Origin of the sequence: Cedecea davisae DSM 4568, from assembly GCF_000412335.2 — a bacterium.
GTDB classification, from domain to species: domain Bacteria; phylum Pseudomonadota; class Gammaproteobacteria; order Enterobacterales; family Enterobacteriaceae; genus Cedecea; species Cedecea davisae.
The window spans coordinates 623208-640952 of the sequence record NZ_KE161030.1 but is presented as its reverse complement, the minus strand read 5'-3'; the positions used below and the strand labels follow the sequence as shown (position 1 = coordinate 640952).

Annotated in this window: 18 protein-coding genes; 8 read left to right on the top strand and 10 right to left on the bottom strand. The window is 54.5% G+C overall.

The annotated features are described in order from the left end of the window. Nucleotides 1–99 precede the first annotated feature (99 nt). Entirely contained in the window at nt 100–666 is a 567-nt protein-coding gene (gmhB, locus tag HMPREF0201_RS03040) for a D-glycero-beta-D-manno-heptose 1,7-bisphosphate 7-phosphatase (protein ID WP_016534997.1), read from the bottom strand. 188 nt (nt 667–854) lie between these two features. Here gmhB and metN point away from each other — a divergent pair, with 188 nt between their 5' ends. The 6 genes from metN to proS all read left to right on the top strand — a co-directional run bounded on the left by metN (nt 855) and on the right by proS (nt 6430). Then, nucleotides 855–1886: a methionine ABC transporter ATP-binding protein MetN gene (gene metN / locus HMPREF0201_RS03035; RefSeq protein WP_016534995.1), complete on the top strand. Its 1032-nt coding sequence runs from the start codon at nt 855–857 to the stop codon at nt 1884–1886. Further along, nucleotides 1879–2532: a methionine ABC transporter permease MetI gene (locus HMPREF0201_RS03030; RefSeq protein ID WP_016534994.1), complete on the top strand. Its 654-nt coding sequence runs from the start codon at nt 1879–1881 to the stop codon at nt 2530–2532. Before metN ends, HMPREF0201_RS03030 begins: the two co-directional genes overlap by 8 nt. 30 nt (nt 2533–2562) lie before the next feature. Then, complete coding sequence (locus HMPREF0201_RS03025) at nt 2563–3378, top strand: MetQ/NlpA family lipoprotein (protein WP_016534993.1); 816 nt, start codon at nt 2563–2565, stop codon at nt 3376–3378. 113 nt (nt 3379–3491) lie between these two features. Then, the gene (gene rcsF / locus HMPREF0201_RS03020) at nt 3492–3896 is read left to right on the top strand and encodes an Rcs stress response system protein RcsF (RefSeq protein WP_039897936.1); all 405 of its coding nucleotides are present in this window, start codon (nt 3492–3494) and stop codon (nt 3894–3896) included. Further along, nucleotides 3893–4600: a tRNA (N6-threonylcarbamoyladenosine(37)-N6)-methyltransferase TrmO gene (gene tsaA / locus HMPREF0201_RS03015; RefSeq protein ID WP_016534991.1), complete on the top strand. Its 708-nt coding sequence runs from the start codon at nt 3893–3895 to the stop codon at nt 4598–4600. The genes rcsF and tsaA overlap by 4 nt, the downstream gene beginning before the upstream one ends. A gap of 111 nt (nt 4601–4711) precedes the next feature. Beyond that, a complete protein-coding gene (gene proS / locus HMPREF0201_RS03010; RefSeq protein ID WP_016534990.1) occupies nt 4712–6430 on the top strand; it encodes a proline--tRNA ligase in 1719 nt (572 codons plus the stop codon). A 48-nt stretch (nt 6431–6478) separates the two neighbouring features. On the opposite strand, the gene nlpE is transcribed toward proS, so the two are convergent. From nlpE to HMPREF0201_RS02995, 3 genes are read right to left on the bottom strand one after another with little or no spacing between them, the layout of a single operon-like run. Beyond that, entirely contained in the window at nt 6479–7168 is a 690-nt protein-coding gene (gene nlpE / locus HMPREF0201_RS03005) for an envelope stress response activation lipoprotein NlpE (RefSeq protein ID WP_016534989.1), read from the bottom strand. Between the two features lie 37 nt (nt 7169–7205). Further along, complete coding sequence (gene arfB, locus HMPREF0201_RS03000; RefSeq protein WP_016534988.1) at nt 7206–7628, bottom strand: alternative ribosome rescue aminoacyl-tRNA hydrolase ArfB; 423 nt, start codon at nt 7626–7628, stop codon at nt 7206–7208. Then, a complete protein-coding gene (locus HMPREF0201_RS02995; protein ID WP_016534987.1) occupies nt 7625–8167 on the bottom strand; it encodes a YaeQ family protein in 543 nt (180 codons plus the stop codon). Before HMPREF0201_RS02995 ends, arfB begins: the two co-directional genes overlap by 4 nt. Before the next feature lie 202 nt (nt 8168–8369). Between HMPREF0201_RS02995 and HMPREF0201_RS02990 the strand changes: the two genes are divergently transcribed. Both HMPREF0201_RS02990 and rof read left to right on the top strand, forming a co-directional pair. Continuing rightward, nucleotides 8370–8570 (top strand): YaeP family protein, encoded by a 201-nt coding sequence (locus HMPREF0201_RS02990; RefSeq protein ID WP_016534986.1) that lies wholly within the window; start codon nt 8370–8372, stop codon nt 8568–8570. Continuing rightward, the gene (gene rof, locus HMPREF0201_RS02985; protein WP_039897935.1) at nt 8557–8817 is read left to right on the top strand and encodes a Rho-binding antiterminator; all 261 of its coding nucleotides are present in this window, start codon (nt 8557–8559) and stop codon (nt 8815–8817) included. The genes HMPREF0201_RS02990 and rof overlap by 14 nt, the downstream gene beginning before the upstream one ends. A gap of 55 nt (nt 8818–8872) precedes the next feature. Here rof and HMPREF0201_RS02980 read toward each other — a convergent pair whose 3' ends face one another. From HMPREF0201_RS02980 to dnaE, 6 genes are all read right to left on the bottom strand, one after another. Further along, nucleotides 8873–9184, bottom strand: a complete 312-nt coding sequence (locus tag HMPREF0201_RS02980; RefSeq protein ID WP_016534984.1) for a c-type cytochrome — start codon at nt 9182–9184, stop codon at nt 8873–8875. Further along, nucleotides 9181–10488, bottom strand: a complete 1308-nt coding sequence (tilS, locus tag HMPREF0201_RS02975; RefSeq protein ID WP_016534983.1) for a tRNA lysidine(34) synthetase TilS — start codon at nt 10486–10488, stop codon at nt 9181–9183. The genes HMPREF0201_RS02980 and tilS overlap by 4 nt, the downstream gene beginning before the upstream one ends. 62 nt (nt 10489–10550) lie before the next feature. Then, a complete protein-coding gene (locus tag HMPREF0201_RS02970; protein WP_016534982.1) occupies nt 10551–10940 on the bottom strand; it encodes a VOC family protein in 390 nt (129 codons plus the stop codon). Between the two features lie 57 nt (nt 10941–10997). After that, nucleotides 10998–13139, bottom strand: a complete 2142-nt coding sequence (locus tag HMPREF0201_RS02965) for a lysine decarboxylase LdcC (RefSeq protein ID WP_039897934.1) — start codon at nt 13137–13139, stop codon at nt 10998–11000. A gap of 117 nt (nt 13140–13256) precedes the next feature. After that, nucleotides 13257–14216 carry an acetyl-CoA carboxylase carboxyl transferase subunit alpha gene (gene accA, locus HMPREF0201_RS02960; RefSeq protein ID WP_016534980.1) on the bottom strand — a complete coding sequence of 320 codons (960 nt, stop codon included), beginning with the start codon at nt 14214–14216 and terminating at the stop codon, nt 13257–13259. A 12-nt stretch (nt 14217–14228) separates the two neighbouring features. Then, nucleotides 14229–17711, bottom strand: coding sequence for a DNA polymerase III subunit alpha (dnaE, locus tag HMPREF0201_RS02955; protein WP_016534979.1), 3483 nt, complete (start codon nt 17709–17711; stop codon nt 14229–14231). Nucleotides 17712–17745: the final 34 nt, after the last annotated feature.

Sequence of the window (17745 nt, the reverse complement as noted above, 5' to 3'; positions counted from 1 at the left end):
TTCGCCGTGTCAGTGGAGGCGCATTATAGGGAGTTCTCAGAGCCTGACAACCCCTAATTTGAAAAAACTTTCTGACCGGGTGTTTTTTAATCTAAACGCCTATTTTTGGCGCTGTTTGATGGCTTTTGGCAGGTCTGCGAGGCTATTAATCACTAAATCAGCGGCCGCTTCGCCTGCTTCCGTTACAGGTTTACCGCTGCGAACCAGCACTTTGGTGCCAACCAGCGCCGCATTAGCTGCCTGCATATCTTCAATTTTGTCGCCTACCATATAAGAAGCGGCCATATCGATATTCAGGAAGTCACGCGCGGAGATAAGCATGCCCGGCTGCGGTTTACGGCAGTCGCACACCTGGCGGAACTCTTCGACCTCGCCTTCAGGGTGATGCGGACAATAATAGATACCGTCCAGGTCAACGCCGCGGTCGGCCAGCGACCAGTCCATCCACTCGGTGAGATTTTCGAAATCAGCCTCGGTGAACATCCCGCGGGCGATGCCGGACTGGTTTGTTACCAGCACCAGAGCGAAGCCCATCTCTTTTAACTCACGCATTGCTTCTATTACGCCATCAATGAACTCGAATCGGTCCACTTCATATACATAGCCATGATCGACATTAATAGTGCCATCGCGGTCGAGAAAAATAGCGGGTACGGACTGTGCCACTTGAGAACTCCTGAAACGGGTTAATTGTGTCTAGTATCGCATGATTTAGTAATAAGGAGAGAACAGTCCTTCACGCGCCGATTGATTTAGACGTCTGGATGCCTTAACATCCAGATTGATTACGGTAACTTCGGTCACCGGTAGCAGATAATTCCACGGCTCATACATAAACGATAATAAATAACTCAATGATTAAACTTTCAAATATCACCAAGGTGTTCCAGCAGGGCAACCGCAGCATACAGGCATTGAACAATGTCAGTCTGCACGTGCCTGCCGGGCAAATTTATGGCGTGATTGGTGCGTCCGGTGCCGGTAAAAGCACTCTGATCCGCTGCGTGAACCTGCTCGAGCGCCCAACTGAAGGCTCGGTGCTGGTTGATGGCCAGGACCTGACCACGCTTTCTGAAAGCCAGTTAACCAAAGCTCGTCGCCAGATTGGCATGATCTTCCAGCACTTTAACCTGCTTTCTTCGCGCACCGTATTTGGCAACGTGGCTTTGCCGCTGGAGCTGGACAACCAGCCGAAGGAAGAGATCCAGCGTCGCGTGACCGAGCTGCTGGATTTAGTGGGGCTGAGCGAGAAACATGACGTGTGGCCGGCAAACCTTTCCGGCGGTCAGAAACAGCGTGTGGCCATTGCCCGCGCTCTGGCTAGCAACCCGAAAGTTCTGCTGTGCGATGAGGCCACCAGCGCACTCGACCCGGCAACCACCCGCTCCATTCTTGAATTACTGAAAGATATTAACCGCCGCCTTGGGCTGACTATCCTTCTTATTACTCATGAGATGGACGTTGTTAAGCGTATTTGCGACTGCGTGGCGGTTATCAGCGACGGCGAACTGATTGAACAGGATACGGTAAGCGAAGTGTTTTCCCATCCGAAAACGCCGCTGGCGCAGCAGTTTATTCAGTCCACTCTGCATCTCGACATCCCGGAAGATTATGCTCAGCGCCTTAGCGCGGAGAATAAAGACAAGGCCGTACCTTTATTACGCCTCGAGTTCACCGGCCAGTCGGTTGATGCCCCGCTGCTTTCTGAAACGGCACGCACTTTCAACGTGAACAGCAATATTATTAGCGCGCAGATGGATTACGCTGGCGGCGTGAAGTTCGGCATTATGCTGTGCGAAATGCACGGTGAGCCAAAGGATACGCAAGCGGCTATTGCCTGGTTGCAGGAGCAACACGTTAAAGTAGAGGTACTGGGCTATGTCTGAGCCGATGATTTGGTTACTGGTGCGCGGCGTTTATGAAACGCTGGCGATGACTTTTGTTTCGGGCCTCTTTGGATTTGTGCTCGGCCTGCCGGTGGGCGTGCTGCTGTATATCACTCGCCCGGGGCAAATCAGCGCCAACGCGAAGCTTTACCGCAGCCTCTCCGCGCTGGTTAACATTTTCCGTTCCATTCCTTTCATTATCTTACTGGTCTGGATGATTCCATTTACTCGCGTCATCGTCGGGACATCAATCGGCCTGCAGGCGGCGATTGTTCCATTAACCGTTGGCGCCGCGCCGTTTATTGCCCGTATGGTTGAAAACGCCCTGCTGGAAATCCCAACCGGGTTAATTGAAGCCTCCCGCGCGATGGGCGCAACGCCGATGCAAATAATTCGTAAGGTTCTGCTGCCGGAAGCCCTGCCGGGCCTGGTGAATGCGGCTACCATTACCTTGATTACGCTGGTTGGCTATTCTGCTATGGGCGGTGCCGTGGGCGCCGGCGGTCTGGGCCAGATTGGTTATCAGTACGGTTATATCGGCTACAACGCTACCGTGATGAATACCGTGTTAGTGTTGCTGGTCGTTCTGGTGTATTTAATTCAATTCTCTGGCGATCGCATCGTCCGGGCTGTCACTCACAAATAAACACAACTGCATTCATATAAGGAAAAGGACATGGCTTTTAAATTTAAAACGCTCGCCGCGGTCGGCGCTCTGATTGGTTCTCTTGCTCTGGTGGGTTGCGGTCAGGAAGAAAAAGATCCTAACCATATTAAAGTTGGCGTTATCGCCGGTGCCGAGCAGCAAGTTGCAGAAGTTGCGCAGAAAGTTGCAAAAGAGAAATACGGTCTGGACGTTGAGCTGGTGACCTTTACCGATTATGTTCTGCCGAACGAAGCGCTGAGCAAAGGCGATATCGACGTTAACGCCTTCCAGCACAAACCTTACCTCGACCAGCAGATCAAAGATCGCGGCTACAAGCTGGTTTCCGTGGGCAACACCTTTGTTTACCCAATCGCCGGCTACTCCAAGAAAATTAAATCACTGGAAGAGTTACAGCCGGGCGCTCAGGTAGCGCTGCCGAACGACCCGACTAACCTCGGCCGTTCCCTGCTGCTGCTGCAGAAAGAAGGTCTGATCAAACTGAAAGACGGCGTTGGCCTGCTGCCAACCGTTCTGGACGTGACCGAGAACCCGAAAAACCTCAAGCTGGTTGAGCTAGAAGCGCCTCAGCTGCCGCGTTCTCTGGACGACGCTCAGATTGCCCTGGCGGTTATCAACACCACCTACGCCAGCCAGATTGGCCTGACGCCTGCTAAAGACGGCATCTTCGTTGAAGATAAAAACTCCCCATACGTTAACCTGATCGTTTCCCGCGAAGACAATAAAGACGCCGAAAACGTGAAGAAATTCGTTCAGGCCTACCAGTCTGACGAAGTTAACGAAGCGGCTAATAAGGTCTTCAACGGCGGCGCGGTGAAAGGCTGGTAAGATTTCATTATTCAGTTTTGCGTAAATAATTACAGGCGGGCGCAAGCCCGCCTTGTTATTTTGTTGCGAGCTTGCTTCAATGTCTTCCGTTTTACATTCATTGAGGAAATATTATGCGTGCTTTACCGATCTGTTTATTGGCATTCATGCTGAGCGGCTGTTCCATGCTAAGCAGATCCCCTGTAGAACCCGTCCAAAGCACGGCTGCAACGCCGAAGACCGAAACCGAAAAACCTAAAGCGCCCCGCCCCGCTCCGGTCAGGATCTACACCAACGCAGAAGATTTAGTCGGTAAGCCTTTCCGCGACTTAGGTGAAGTCAGCGGCGATTCCTGCCAGGCAAGTAATCAGGACTCCCCTGCAAATATCCCGACAGCGCGTAAACGCATGCAGATTAACGCCTCGAAAATGAAAGCCAATGCCGTTCTGCTACACAGCTGCGATATTACCAGCGGCGCTCCAGGATGCTACCGCCAGGCGGTTTGCGTAGGCTCAGCGCTGCAAGTTTCGGCGCAATGACCCCTTTTCAGTTTGCGCAAATTGGCGTAATTCGCTCTCCATATAAAGAAAAGTTTGCCGTACCGCGCCAGCCGGGTTTGGTGAAAGACGGCGGCGGTGAACTACACCTGCTGTCGCCCTACAACCAGGCCGATGCCGTCCGTGGGCTTGAGGCTTTCAGCCACCTGTGGCTGCTGTTCGTTTTCCATCAGACGATGGAAGGCGGCTGGCGGCCAACGGTCCGCCCTCCTCGTCTTGGCGGCAATGCGCGAATGGGCGTTTTTGCTACGCGCTCAACCTTCCGCCCAAACCCCATCGGCATGTCTCTGGTTGAGTTAAAAGGGATTCGCTGCCAGAAAGATGACGTTATTCTGGAGCTGGGCAGTCTTGATTTGGTCGATGGCACGCCCATCGTGGATATCAAACCCTACCTGCCGTTTGCCGAAGCCCTGCCTGACGCTCGTGCGGGCTATGCACAGCTTGCGCCAGAGGCCGATACGCAGGTTAGCTTCACGCCAGAAGTACAGCAGCAACTGGTAAAGCTTGAATCGCGCTACCCGCATATTGCGCGTTTCATTTGCCAGGTTCTTGCTCAGGATCCCCGCCCCGCTTACCGTAAAGGCGAAGATGAGGGGAAAGCTTACGCGGTGCTGCTGCTGGACTTTAACGTTCGCTGGCGCGTTACCGGGCAAGGGTTTGAGGTGTTTGCCGTCGAAGCACGTTAATTTAGCGCCCCTCTCTTTTGACATCTCTGCCACACTGGTAAACTAAACCACTTTTTTTGAAGCAGGTCGCTTAAGGCCTGTTATCCGCCGTTCAAATGGAACCGTAACAACATGCGTACTAGCCAATACCTGCTCTCCACTCTGAAGGAGACACCTGCCGACGCCGAAGTGGTCAGCCACCAGCTGATGCTGCGCGCCGGGATGATCCGCAAGCTGGCCTCGGGTTTATACACCTGGTTGCCGACCGGTTTGCGCGTCCTGAAGAAAGTCGAAAACATTGTGCGTGAAGAGATGAACAACGCCGGTGCTATCGAAATGTGCATGCCGGTTGTTCAGCCCGCCGACCTGTGGCAGGAGAGCGGACGTTGGGAGCAGTACGGCCCCGAGCTGCTGCGTTTTGTTGACCGCGGCGAGCGCCCGTTTGTACTGGGTCCAACTCACGAAGAAGTTATCACCGACCTGATTCGTAACGAGCTGAGCTCTTACAAGCAGTTGCCGCTGAACTTGTTCCAGATCCAGACCAAGTTCCGTGACGAAGTGCGTCCGCGCTTTGGCGTTATGCGTTCTCGCGAATTCCTGATGAAAGATGCCTACTCTTTCCATACTTCTCAGGAATCGCTGCAGGAAACTTACGACAAGATGTATGAAGCCTACAGCAAAATCTTCTCCCGCATGGGCCTTGATTTCCGCGCCGTGCAGGCTGATACCGGCTCCATCGGCGGCAGCGCTTCGCACGAGTTCCAGGTGCTGGCACAGAGCGGCGAAGATGACGTTATCTTCTCCGACAGCTCTGACTACGCGGCAAATATCGAGTTCGCTGAAGCGCTGGCTCCGGCGGCTGGCCGTGCGGCACCAACCGTTGAAATGAGCCAGATTGATACCCCGAATGCAAAAACCATCGCCGAGCTGGTTGAGCAGTTCAACCTGCCAATCGAGAAAACGGTTAAAACTCTGCTGGTGAAAGCCACCGAGGGCAGCGCTTACCCGCTGGTTGCTCTGCTGGTACGTGGCGATCACGAGCTGAACGAAGTCAAAGCTGAAAAACTGCCTCAGGTTGCCAGCCCGCTGACTTTTGCTACTGAAGAAGAAATCCGTGCTGTAGCGAAAGCTGGCCCGGGCTCACTTGGCCCAATCAATCTGCCAATCCCGGTGGTTATCGACCGCAGCGTAGCCGCGATGAGTGATTTTGCCGCAGGCGCTAACATCGACGGTAAGCACTTTGTCGGCATTAACTGGGAGCGTGACGTTGCGCTGCCGGAAGTGGCAGACATCCGTAACGTTGTCGCCGGCGACCCAAGCCCGGACGGCAAAGGTACGCTGATGATCAAGCGTGGCATCGAAGTGGGTCACATCTTCCAGCTGGGCACCAAATACTCTGAAGCGCTGAAAGCCGCGGTACAGGGTGAAGATGGCCGCAATCAGACGCTGACCATGGGCTGCTACGGTATCGGCGTAACCCGCGTTGTCGCGGCGGCGATTGAGCAGAACTTTGACGATCGCGGCATTCTGTGGCCGGAAGCCATCGCACCGTTCAACGTTGCCATTCTGCCGATGAACATGCACAAATCCTTCCGCGTGCAGCAGCTTGCTGAAGAGCTGTACACCACGCTGCGCGCTCAGGGTATCGACGTGCTGCTGGACGACCGTAAAGAGCGTCCGGGCGTGATGTTTGCAGATATGGAGCTGATTGGTATTCCTCACACTATCGTTATCGGCGACCGTAATCTGGATAACGAAGAAGTTGAATACAAACACCGCCGTGCTGGTGAGAAACAGATGATCAAAACCAATGAAATCGTTGATTTCCTGGTGAAACAGATCAAAGGCTAACTTTGGTTGAAGCCATTAAAAAGCCCTGCATTGCAGGGCTTTTTGTTTTTAGTCGTTACACTCTTTGCCGGGCCTGAATTTTGCGCCTTTGTCGGCGACCAGCGCTTTTTGCAGTTCGCCGCTGTCAGGGGAAGCCTGAAGCGTAAAGTGGCCTTCAACCACCAGCAGAACCGGGGCGCTATTCTTACCGCGAGCCGCAGCATAGCCTCTTTCCAGTTCGGCATTATCCGCTACGGCAAAGGTCTTGCCGGTGGCGCAATCCTGGAAGACGGCTGCATCCGCCATATATTTATATTTCCCTTTCATCGGCATCGGCGTTGACGGCAGCGCCGCGTTAACCGCCTTCAACGTATAGTTGAACTGCGATTCAATCGGGTTACCTTCGCGATCCAGCATAACCAGGCTATCGCCCTTCGGATGGAAATACTGCTTTTCGCCTTCGCTATCGGTTAACACCAGTTTATCCGCGGTACGCGCCCAAGTGCCGTAACTACCGAAAGAGGCTCCTTTGCCCTGATAGCTCTGGTTCATCACCCAGGTGCCATCTTTTTCCAGGAACAGTGAAGTCTCAATTCCCTCGCAGTCCGCGCATGGGATCACGCCGCGGTAGCTTTGCTGCATAGGCGTCAACTCGGCGGCCTGAGCCGGGATCAGGGTTTGGGTTTCACTGCGGTTATTACAGCCAAACAGCGTGAACAGGCTAAGTGCCGCCAGCACCGCCAGAAAACTCTTTTTCATGCTTCTTATCCTTATGCTGTTGTCCTGAGGTTAGCCACTATTCCGGATGGCGGCTAACCTTGCCGCGTAGCGCTTTGGTTGTCGACTTCTGCGATTTGGAAGCCAGACGACGCTCTTTAGAAGCCCGCGTTGGCCTGGTGGCCCGGCGGCTTTTCTGCACTACGGTTAATTCTTGTATCAGTGAAACCAGGCGAGCCACCGCCGCTTCGCGGTTCATCTCCTGGCTTCGGTATTCCTGGGCCTTAATCACCACCACGCCTTCAGGCGTGATTAAATGGTGGCTTACGGCCAGCAGACGTATCTTATACGACTCCGGCAGGCTTGAGGCAGGGATATCAAAGCGCAAGTGAATAGCCGTTGAGGTTTTATTCACATGCTGCCCGCCCGCCCCCTGGGCACGAATGGCGGTAATCGTCACTTCATTGTCCGGGATTGATACCGTCCTGGAAACGGAAATCATCGCTGCTGCCAGGCCGTAAAGTGAATTTCCAGATTATTCTCGCTGTCTGAAAGCCAGATAGCGCCGTCCTGGATGGTAGCCTGCAAATTCATGGTGCGCGTGCCGAACTCGCTCAGCTTCGCCAGCTGCTCGTCATCCAGATACCAGATAGACAGGTTTTTAAACTGGCTGAGGCGGTTTTGGTTTTGCTGCCACCAAACCTGCGCTGCCCGACTATTATAGGTAAACAATGCCACCTCGGCCGACTGACTACAGGCTTTTTTCACCCGGCGCTCTTCCGGTAGCCCAAGCTCAACCCATAAATCAATGCCCAGATGATCGTTTTTACGCCAGATCTCCGGCTCTTCTTCTGCGCTCAGCCCGCGGGTAAACTCCAGCCGCTCATCCGCATATTTAATCCATGCCAGCAGGCGCAACATCATGCGTTCCTGAGTCTCAGAAGGGTGGCGTGCCAGCGTCAGGCTGCTGTCCATAAACCGATTCCGATCGAGATCGGCCACATTCACCGTCGCCTTATAAATTGTCGCTTTTAACGCCATTACACTTCTCCATACACAGTTGGTGCCATTGTAGCGAAATCTACTGAAAAACGCTGTTATCGATTGTGGCTGCATCCCCTTGCCTTACTGATATCGGTTACATTGCTGTGGTATAGTCACCTTGCTAAACAGAGTTTATCTTCGTAGGCTTAGATTTGACCCCACGAATAGGTCTGAAGTTGGGACTCTGAGAGGAGGGTATGTGGAAAAGTATTGTGAATTGGTTCGACAACGCTATGCGGAAATTGCCAGCGGTGACTTAGGCTACATTCCTGATGCCTTAGGATGCGTATTGAAGGCTCTGAATGAAGTGGCTTCCAGCGAGGCCGTCTCAGAGTCAATCAGGGAACAGGCGGCGTATGCTGCCGCGAACTTACTGGTGAGCGATTATGTCAATGAATGATGCCTATCAACCCATCAATTGTGATGATTATGACAATCTCGAGCTCGCCTGCCAGCAGCATTTGTTACTGACGCTGGAGTTAAAAGACGGGGAGATTTTCAAAGCCAAGGCGAGCGACCTGGTTTCTCGTAAAAACGTCGAATATCTGATTGTCGATGATGCCGGTGCCTCGCGTGAAGTCCGCCTCGATAAGATTAACAGCTTCAGCCACCCTGAAATTGGCACTATCGTGGTCAGCGTTGAATAACTGTAGTAACCGCATAAACACAAAACGGGCAGCCCAGGTGGTTGCCCGTTTTGTTTTAAGGCTTCATTGAGGCGTAATATGCCGCCAGATTACTGATGTCTTCATCGGAAAGCCCGCTGACATAAGCCTTCATGATTTCTGCCTGCCCGCCGCTGCGCTCCCCTTTTTTATAGGCCTGGAGAGAATGCTCCAGATACGCCTCTTGCTGCCCGGCCAGGTTCGGGTAAAGGGGGGCGGACGCGGTGCCGCTTGCGCCGTGGCAGGCCACGCACATCATCGCTTTCTGCTCACCGGCCTCAGCATTGCCTTTTGCCAGCGCAGACAAGCTACAAATCATCAACCCCAGCAATAACACCGCCTTTTTCATTCTTCCCTTCCTTGTTGCCAGTCTATATGCCAGCATGAATTTTCTGTCGCCTGCCCTTCACGAGTGACAAACACTCCCGGAGCAGCAATCAACTGTTCGCCATAAAACAGCAGCGGAGTGATATCCCGCTGCCAGGGCGGAATGCGCAATTCCTGCCAGATTTTTTTAAGCGGACGCCCTTTATCCCGCCCAACAATATGCTGCAATCCTGAAGCCTTAAAGCGCAGGCTCACCGCTTCGCCTTCTATCGGAGCACGCACCGCAGTCCCGCTTTCCTGAAGAGAAACGGTCCCGATGCCGGGAAGAGAAAGCGGCCGATGAGGGGCGGGCCACGGATAAACGCTCTCTTTGTCTATTGCCCGCAGCGGAACCCAATAAAGTTCGCCCTGAAAGCGGCGAATTTCATACTCACCCAGGCGAAGGCGAGGATTAGCATCCTCCCGGCTCAACGCCACTTCTTGCCACAGGCGCTGAAGCGCCGCCCGCGATGGCATAGCCGCCCGGTGATGCCCCAGCCAGCGGCGCAATAAGGCAAAACGCCGGGCTTCGCTTACCGTGCATAGCGGCTCAATAAGCAAAGCGCCCTGGGGCGACATCAGCCCGGCAAGCTGTTCGGCCAGAAGCTCATCAAGCAGCTGTTCCTGCTCGCCGCACAGGTCGGCGCTGCGGGCTACGCTGCGGGCAAAATGCGGCCAGCGCTGTTGTAGCAAAGGCACAATCCGCAGGCGCAGGAAATTGCGGTCGTATTTATCATCCCCGTTGCTCTCATCTTCTATCCAGCTAAGTTGATGAGCCAGCGCCCACTCCTCAAGCTGAGCGCGCGAAGTCGCCAGCAGCGGGCGAAGCAATAGAGTATTGGCAAACGGTAATTTTGCGGGCATTGACGCTAAACCGGCAGGGCCGCTGCCGCGTTTCAAAGCCAGCAGGAAGGTTTCACACTGATCATCCAGGTGCTGGGCCGTCAGCAGCACTTCTTCGGTTAAAAGAGAGCCTGACAGCGCCTGATAACGCGCCGCCCGCGCCTCTCCCTCAATCCCCTGGCCACCGGAAGGAAGCTGCACGTAAGCGACATCGAAAGGCACTAACCAGCGGCGACATAAAGTGCGGCAATGTTCCACCCAGCTATCCGCCTTCGGGCTAAGACCGTGATGGATATGCATCGCCCGGATCTCCAGCTCAGGGGCTAAAGAATCCCGCAGCGTGGCCAGTTGGTGAAGCAAAACGGTCGAATCCAGCCCACCGCTGAACGCCACCAGCAGCCGGCGGTGAGGAAGCAGAAAGGACTGAAGTTCGCGGATTGTCATAGTTCGATAGTTACGAGGTATTTGCCCGGAAAGTTACCGGGCATTGAGAGCGCTGGCAAGGGCTACTGTTGATAAAGTTCCAGCGGCAAACCGTCGGGATCGCTAAAGAAGGTAAAACGCTTATCGGTATATGGATCAATACGAACCGGCTCGCATTTTACGCCATGGCTTTCAAGGTGCGTAATCGCCTGCTCGATATTATCGACGCTAAACGCCAGGTGACGAAGCCCGCAGGCTTCCGGGCGGCTCGGGCGAGCGGGCGGGAACGGGAAAGAAAACAGCTCAATAACGTATTGCCCGTTGAGCGCCAGGTCACCTTTCCAGGAATCTCGTTCTTTGCGATACACTTCAGCTTCAAGCGTGAATTCCAGCACATCACAATAAAACTGCTTACTGCGCTCGTAGTCCGACGCGATAATAGCGACGTGATGAATCTGTTTTAAACCCAGCATAGGATGCTCCTTAATCTATTCTGGCACGGTAACACCGCTTCATTGCAAATCAAGCACTCAGGCCTCTTTTAAGACTCGTACCCTGTAGATCCCATCGTCGCCGAGTTTTGCGCCATGAATATCTGTTTCAAAACCGGGGTAATGCTCACCCACCGAGCAAAGCATCAGCAGGAAGTCGAGCACCGCGCGGCTCTGTTTGGTAATAACTTCCCCAGGCATCACGACCGGCACGCCGGGAGGATAAGGCAGGATCATGTTGGCCGACACGCGCCCCAGCAACTCTTCAATCTCTACCGTTTCAACATTGCCCTTCACCTGCTGCTGCCAGGCTTCATGCGGCGTCATTCTCATTTCCGGCAGCACGTCGAACGCCCGCAGCATCAGGTCGGGCAAATTATGCTGCTTGATAAGCTTATGGATACCCTGCGCCAGCGTCTGAATACGCATGTTGCGATAGAAGTCGGGATCTTCTGCGTAGAGATCCGGCAGCATGTTTTTCACCCGCAGGTTGAGATCGTATGAGCGCTTAAACTCGGTCAGCCCGCGCAGCAGGCTTAGCGCCTTGGTTTTATCAATGCCAATGCTGAACAGAAACAGCAGGTTGTACGGCCCGGTTTTCTCAACCACCACGCCGCGCTCGTCGAGGAACTTCGCCACTAGCGCGGCCGGGATCCCCTCCTCTGCCATTTCACCCAGCTCGCTCATACCCGGCGTAAGGATCGTAACCTTGATAGGATCAAGATACATATGATCCGTATCGGCATCACGGAAACCGTGCCAGTCTTCTTCACCCGGCGCAATAGGCCAGCACTGCGCTTCATCAATACTTTCCGGCTGCCAGATATCGAAGAACCAGTCTTCCGACTCTTCACGCAGACGCTGCACTTCACGACGGAAATGAAGCGCCCGCTCTACGGAGCGGTTAATCAAACGCTTGCCGGTGTTACCACGCAGCATGGCCGCCGCCGTTTCTATCGACGCCACCAGCGGGTAGCTCGGAGAAGTCGTGGTGTGCATCATGTAGGCTTCGTTAAAAGTCTCTTCGCTGTAATCGCCTTTAATATGGATCAGCGAAGCCTGTGAAAAGGCCGCCAGCAGCTTGTGGGTAGACTGCGTTTCATAAATCACTTTCCCCGGCACGCGTTCGCCGCTCATACCGCTTTTACCCTGATAGATTGGGTGGAAGTTGGTATAAGGCACCCATGCGGAGTCAAAATGAATCGACGGAACATCCAGCGTCTGTTTGATAAATTCGGTGTTGTACAGCAGGCCATCGTAGGTGGAGTTGGTGATCACCGCATGTACCGGCCATTGGGCGTCAGGCGTTGCGGCCACTTTCTTTTCGATATTTTCCCGCATAAATTCGCGCTGAGGAATACCGCCAAGGATCCCCAATGCGTTTCGCGTCGGCTTCAGCCAGATTGGCACCAGGTTGGTCATCATCAGCAGGTGCGTGAGCGATTTGTGGCAATTGCGATCCACCAGAATAGTGCTGCCGGAAGGCGCAGCATACATGCCGACGATTTTGTTGGAGGTCGAGGTGCCGTTAGTCACCATGTAGCTTTGCTCGGCGCCAAAGGTACGGGCGATGTACTCTTCCGCCTCAAGATGTGGCCCGGTATGGTCGAGCAGCGACCCCAGCTCCGTCACCGAGATAGAGACATCAGCCTTCAGCGTGTTGCCGCCAAAGAAATCGTAGAACAGACAGCCAATCGGGCTTTTCTGGTAAGCGGTTCCCGCCATGTGACCCGGCGTGCAGAAGGTATATTTCCCTTCCTTCACATAGGTAAAAAGCGCTTTGGTCAGCGGTGGCGTAATGGTGTCGAGATACTCAGCGGTGTACTGGCGAATGCGCAGGGCGATGTCGTCGGCGGCGCTCAACGCATACTCGAAGAACCACAGCGCCATGCGCATTTCGTTAACGCTGACGTCCAGCGAAGAGTGGGTATTGATAAAGGCGTACAGCGGCAGGTTTTCGTTCAGCAGGTTAATTTCACTGCATAAATCAAGGCTGTATTCGTCCCAGTCAAACACCACGCCGCAGATACGCGGGTTGTGCTCAATCAGCTTGAGGAGGTCGGTGCTGTTGGTCGGGTAAATCAGCTGAAAGCCTTGTAGCTCCAGGGCGCGATGCAGCTCCCTGATAGGCTCGTCTTTGTAAAAAACGCCGTGCGGCCCCATGACTGCAATCGTATTCAATATTCACCTCCTGGAAAATATACTTTGCTAAGCATAGCGCAATGCGATTTTCCATGAAGCGATAAATAAAAAAAGGGCCGGAAAATCCGACCCTTATCGCTATTGTTTACCCTTTATTCAAGCGTAACCGTAGCTCATCAGACGCTGGTAACGACGGTTTAACAACTCTTCTTTGTTCAACACGTCGAGATCGGCCAGGTCCGCCAGCAGCTGAGCACGCAGGGAAGCAGCCATCACTTCCGGGTTGCGGTGCGCACCGCCGAGCGGTTCCGGGATAACGGTGTCGATAAGCTTCAGCTCTTTCAGACGCGGGGCAATAATGCCCATCGCTTCTGCCGCGAGCGGCGCTTTATCGGCACTTTTCCACAGAATAGAAGCACAGCCTTCCGGGGAGATAACCGAATAGGTGCTGTACTGCAGCATGTTCACTTTGTCGCCCACGCCGATAGCCAGCGCGCCGCCGGAGCCGCCTTCGCCAATCACGGTGCAGATAACCGGCACCTTCAGGCGAGACATTTCACGCAGGTTACGGGCAATCGCTTCCGACTGGCCGCGCTCTTCGGCGCCAACGCCCGGGTATGCCCCCGGCGTGTCGATGAAGGTAATGATCGGCATGTTGAAACGCTCGGCCATTTCCATCAAACGCAGCGCTTTGCGGTAGCCTTCGGGAGCAGGCATACCGAAGTTACGGCGGATTTTCTCTTTAGTTTCACGCCCTTTCTGATGACCAATGATCATCACCGGGCGGCCGTCCAGACGAGCGGTACCGCCAACGATAGCTTTATCGTCGGCATAGGCGCGGTCGCCCGCAAGCTCGTCAAACTCGTCAAAAGCGAGACGCAAATAATCCAGGGTGTACGGGCGCTGCGGGTGACGCGCCAGTTGCGCAATCTGCCATGCGCCTAAATCAGCGAAGATCTTGCGGGTCAGCTCAACGCTTTTCTCGCGCAGACGCTGCACTTCTTCATCCAGATTAATATCCAGTTTTTCGTCCTGGCGGCTAACGGCCGTCAGGGAATCGATTTTCGCTTCCAGCTCTGCAATCGGCTGTTCGAAATCAAGGAAATTCAGACTCATAATATTCCTGTTTTAGTCAAACTCCAGTTCCACCTGCTCCGAACCAATCAGCGTGCGCAAATCGTTAAGTAACCGATCGCTAGGGGAAACACGCCACGCTGCGCCAAAGCGCAATCGAGCGCGTGCATCCGCCCTCTGATAGTAGAGATGTACTGGAATTGTCCCCGAACGATGGGGTTCCAGAGACTGACGGAGACGGTTTAAAAGCTGGTCATCAATTTGCCTGTCCGTCAGCGAGATAGCAAGCCCACGCGCGTACTTTTCACGGGCTTCGTCGATGTCCATCAGCTCGCGGGCCGTCATTTTAAGCCCTCCGCTGAAGTCATCAAAGCTGACCTGTCCGCTAACGATCAGGATACGGTCTTTTTCCAGCAGATGCTGGTATTTTTCTAGCGCATCTGTGAATAACATCACTTCCAGACGACCAGAACGGTCATCCAGCGTACAGATGCCGATGCGATTGCCCCGCTTGGTGACCATAACTCGCGAAGCAATCACCAGACCCGCAGCCGTGGTCATTTTACCACGTTCTGTCGGGTGCATCTCTTTCAGGCGCATGCCGCCGACATAGCGCTCAATTTCTTTCAGGTACTGGTTGATTGGGTGGCCGGTAAGGTACAGACCCAGGGTTTCACGCTCGCCCTCCAGCACCACCTGATCGGGCCAGGGAATGACGCTGGCATACGACTTCTCAACCTGTTCAGGCTCTTCGGCCAGCACGCCAAACATATCGGCCTGGCCAATGGCTTCGGCTTTCGCGTGCTGATCGGCTGCCTTCAAGGCATCGCCCAGGGCGTTCATCAGCGCCGCGCGGTGCGGCCCGAGGCGGTCAAACGCCCCGGACATAATCAGTTTTTCCAGTATCCGGCGGTTGAGCTTTTTAACATCGGAGCGCGCGCAAAGATCAAACAGGTCGAGGAAATGCCCGCCCTGGTTACGCGCTTCGATGATGGCTTCAATCGGCCCTTCACCCACGCCTTTAATCGCGCCGATGCCGTACACAATTTCCCCATCGTCATTGACGTGGAAATGATAAAGACCGGAGTTAATATCCGGCGACAGAACCTTCAGCCCCATGCGCCAGCACTCGTCCACCAGACCAACAACTTTCTCGGTGTTGTCCATATCCGCGGTCATTACCGCCGCCATAAACTCGGCGGGATAGTGCGCCTTCAGCCACAGCGTCTGGTAGGAAACCAAAGCATAGGCGGCGGAGTGGGATTTGTTAAAACCGTACCCGGCAAATTTCTCTACCAGGTCGAAGATCTTCATCGCCAGCTCGCCGTCGACGCCGTTCTTCTTCGCCCCCTCTTCGAAGGTGCCGCGCTGCTTGGCCATCTCTTCCGGTTTTTTCTTACCCATTGCACGACGCAGCATATCCGCGCCGCCGAGGGTATAACCAGAAAGCTCCTGGGCAATCTGCATCACCTGTTCCTGGTACAGAATGATGCCGTAAGTCGGCTCCAGAACCGGCTTCAGACATTCATGCTGCCACTGAACATCCGGGTAAGAGATAGCTTCGCGGCCATGCTTACGGTCGATAAAGTTATCTACCATCCCCGACTGTAACGGGCCGGGGCGGAACAGGGCCACCAGGGCAATCATGTCTTCGAAGCAGTCGGGCTGCAGGCGCTTAATCAGGTCTTTCATGCCGCGCGATTCAAGCTGGAATACCGCCGTGGTTTCCGAGCGTTGCAGCATGTCGAAGCTTTTCTTATCGTCGAGCGGGATGGCGGCGATATCGATCGGCTCCAGCCCCTGTTTAGCCCGACGCGGGTTAATCATTTTCAACGCCCAGTCGATGATCGTCAGCGTACGCAGGCCGAGGAAGTCGAACTTCACCAGGCCGGCATATTCAACGTCGTTTTTGTCAAACTGGGTGACCGGATGCTGGCCCTGATCGTCACAGTAAAGCGGCGCAAAATCGGTAATTTTGGTCGGGGCGATAACCACGCCCCCTGCGTGCTTACCGGCGTTACGCGTGACGCCTTCCAGCTTACGCGCCATATCGATAAGCGCTTTAACTTCTTCGTCGGCTTCGTAGATCTCAGGTAGCTGAGGTTCGGCTTCGAACGCCTTGGCCAGTGTCATACCCGGATCGGGTGGGATCAGCTTGGAGATACGATCGACAAAGCCGTAAGGGTGCCCCAGCACGCGGCCTACGTCGCGGATTACCGCTTTCGCCGCCATGGTGCCGAAGGTGATTATCTGAGAAACCGCCTCGCGGCCGTACATCTCCGAAACGTGGTCGATAACCTGGTCGCGTTTTTCCATGCAGAAGTCGACGTCGAAGTCGGGCATCGAAACACGTTCAGGGTTCAGGAAGCGTTCGAACAGCAGGTCGAATTCCAGCGGATCGAGGTCGGTGATTTTCAACGCATACGCAACAAGCGAGCCGGCACCGGAACCGCGCCCCGGCCCTACCGGCACGCCGTTATCCTTCGACCACTGGATAAACTCCATAACGATCAGGAAGTAGCCAGGGAAGCCCATCTGGTTGATAACCTGAAGCTCGATATCCAGACGTTCGTCGTATTCAGGGCGTTTTTCCGCGCGGACTTCGGGGTCCGGGAACAGGAACTCGAGACGCTCTTCCAGCCCCTCTTTGGACTTCATTACCAGGAAGTCTTCGGTGCTCATTTCACCGGTCGGGAACTGCGGCAGGAAGTATTCGCCCAGACGTACGGTCACGTTACAGCGTTTGGCGATTTCCACGCTGTTTTCCAGCGCTTCCGGGATGTCCGAGAACAGCTCGCACATCTCATCTTCGCTGCGCATGTACTGCTGGGTCGAGTAATTTCGCGGGCGTTTAGGATCGTCCAGCGTGAAGCCGTCGTGGATAGCGACACGAATTTCGTGCGCGTCGAAATCACCCGGCTCGAGAAAACGAACGTCATTGGTTGCCACGACCGGCAAGCCTCGTTCATCGGCCAGCGCCACCGCCGCGTGAAGATAACTTTCTTCATCAGGACGACCGGTACGTATCAGTTCCAGATAGAAGCGATCGGCAAAATGCTGCTGGTAGAACGCCAGACACTGATCGACCAGCGGCTGGTTTCCTCTCAACAGGCTTTTGCCGATATCTCCCATACGCCCGCCGGAGAGCAGGATCAACCCTTCACCAAGCTCAATCAACCAGTCGCGGTCGATAATCGGGCCCGCAGCTCCGTAGCCGCGCTGATAGGCGCGAGAAATCAGCAAGGTAAGGTTCTGGTAGCCTTCGTTATTGGAGGCCAGCACCGTCAAATGGCTTAACTCGTCGCCCAGAAGCTCGCTGGCAACGTTAAAATCTGCGCCAATGATCGGCTTAATGCCGGCGCCGTGGCCGGCACCGTAGAATTTCACCAGCCCGCACAGGTTGGTGAAGTCGGTGATAGCGATGGCAGGCATCCCCAGCGCCGCGGCTTTTTTTACCAGCGGCCCGGTTTTTGCCAGCCCATCAATCATGGAATAGTCACTGTGCACCCGAAGGTGAATGAAACGTGGTTCAGCCATCTCTCACCAATTACTCTGTATCAGCTACTCGCGG

Coding starts and splice junctions, on each gene's coding strand:
- metN (WP_016534995.1), top strand. CDS start 855: ATGATTAAACTTTCAAATATCACCAAGGTGTTCCAGCAGGGCAACCGC.
- HMPREF0201_RS03030 (WP_016534994.1), top strand. CDS start 1,879: ATGTCTGAGCCGATGATTTGGTTACTGGTGCGCGGCGTTTATGAAACG.
- HMPREF0201_RS03025 (WP_016534993.1), top strand. CDS start 2,563: ATGGCTTTTAAATTTAAAACGCTCGCCGCGGTCGGCGCTCTGATTGGT.
- rcsF (WP_039897936.1), top strand. CDS start 3,492: ATGCGTGCTTTACCGATCTGTTTATTGGCATTCATGCTGAGCGGCTGT.
- tsaA (WP_016534991.1), top strand. CDS start 3,893: ATGACCCCTTTTCAGTTTGCGCAAATTGGCGTAATTCGCTCTCCATAT.
- proS (WP_016534990.1), top strand. CDS start 4,712: ATGCGTACTAGCCAATACCTGCTCTCCACTCTGAAGGAGACACCTGCC.
- nlpE (WP_016534989.1), bottom strand. CDS start 7,168: ATGAAAAAGAGTTTTCTGGCGGTGCTGGCGGCACTTAGCCTGTTCACG.
- arfB (WP_016534988.1), bottom strand. CDS start 7,628: ATGATTTCCGTTTCCAGGACGGTATCAATCCCGGACAATGAAGTGACG.
- HMPREF0201_RS02995 (WP_016534987.1), bottom strand. CDS start 8,167: ATGGCGTTAAAAGCGACAATTTATAAGGCGACGGTGAATGTGGCCGAT.
- rof (WP_039897935.1), top strand. CDS start 8,557: ATGTCAATGAATGATGCCTATCAACCCATCAATTGTGATGATTATGAC.
- HMPREF0201_RS02980 (WP_016534984.1), bottom strand. CDS start 9,184: ATGAAAAAGGCGGTGTTATTGCTGGGGTTGATGATTTGTAGCTTGTCT.
- tilS (WP_016534983.1), bottom strand. CDS start 10,488: ATGACAATCCGCGAACTTCAGTCCTTTCTGCTTCCTCACCGCCGGCTG.
- HMPREF0201_RS02970 (WP_016534982.1), bottom strand. CDS start 10,940: ATGCTGGGTTTAAAACAGATTCATCACGTCGCTATTATCGCGTCGGAC.
- accA (WP_016534980.1), bottom strand. CDS start 14,216: ATGAGTCTGAATTTCCTTGATTTCGAACAGCCGATTGCAGAGCTGGAA.
- dnaE (WP_016534979.1), bottom strand. CDS start 17,711: ATGGCTGAACCACGTTTCATTCACCTTCGGGTGCACAGTGACTATTCC.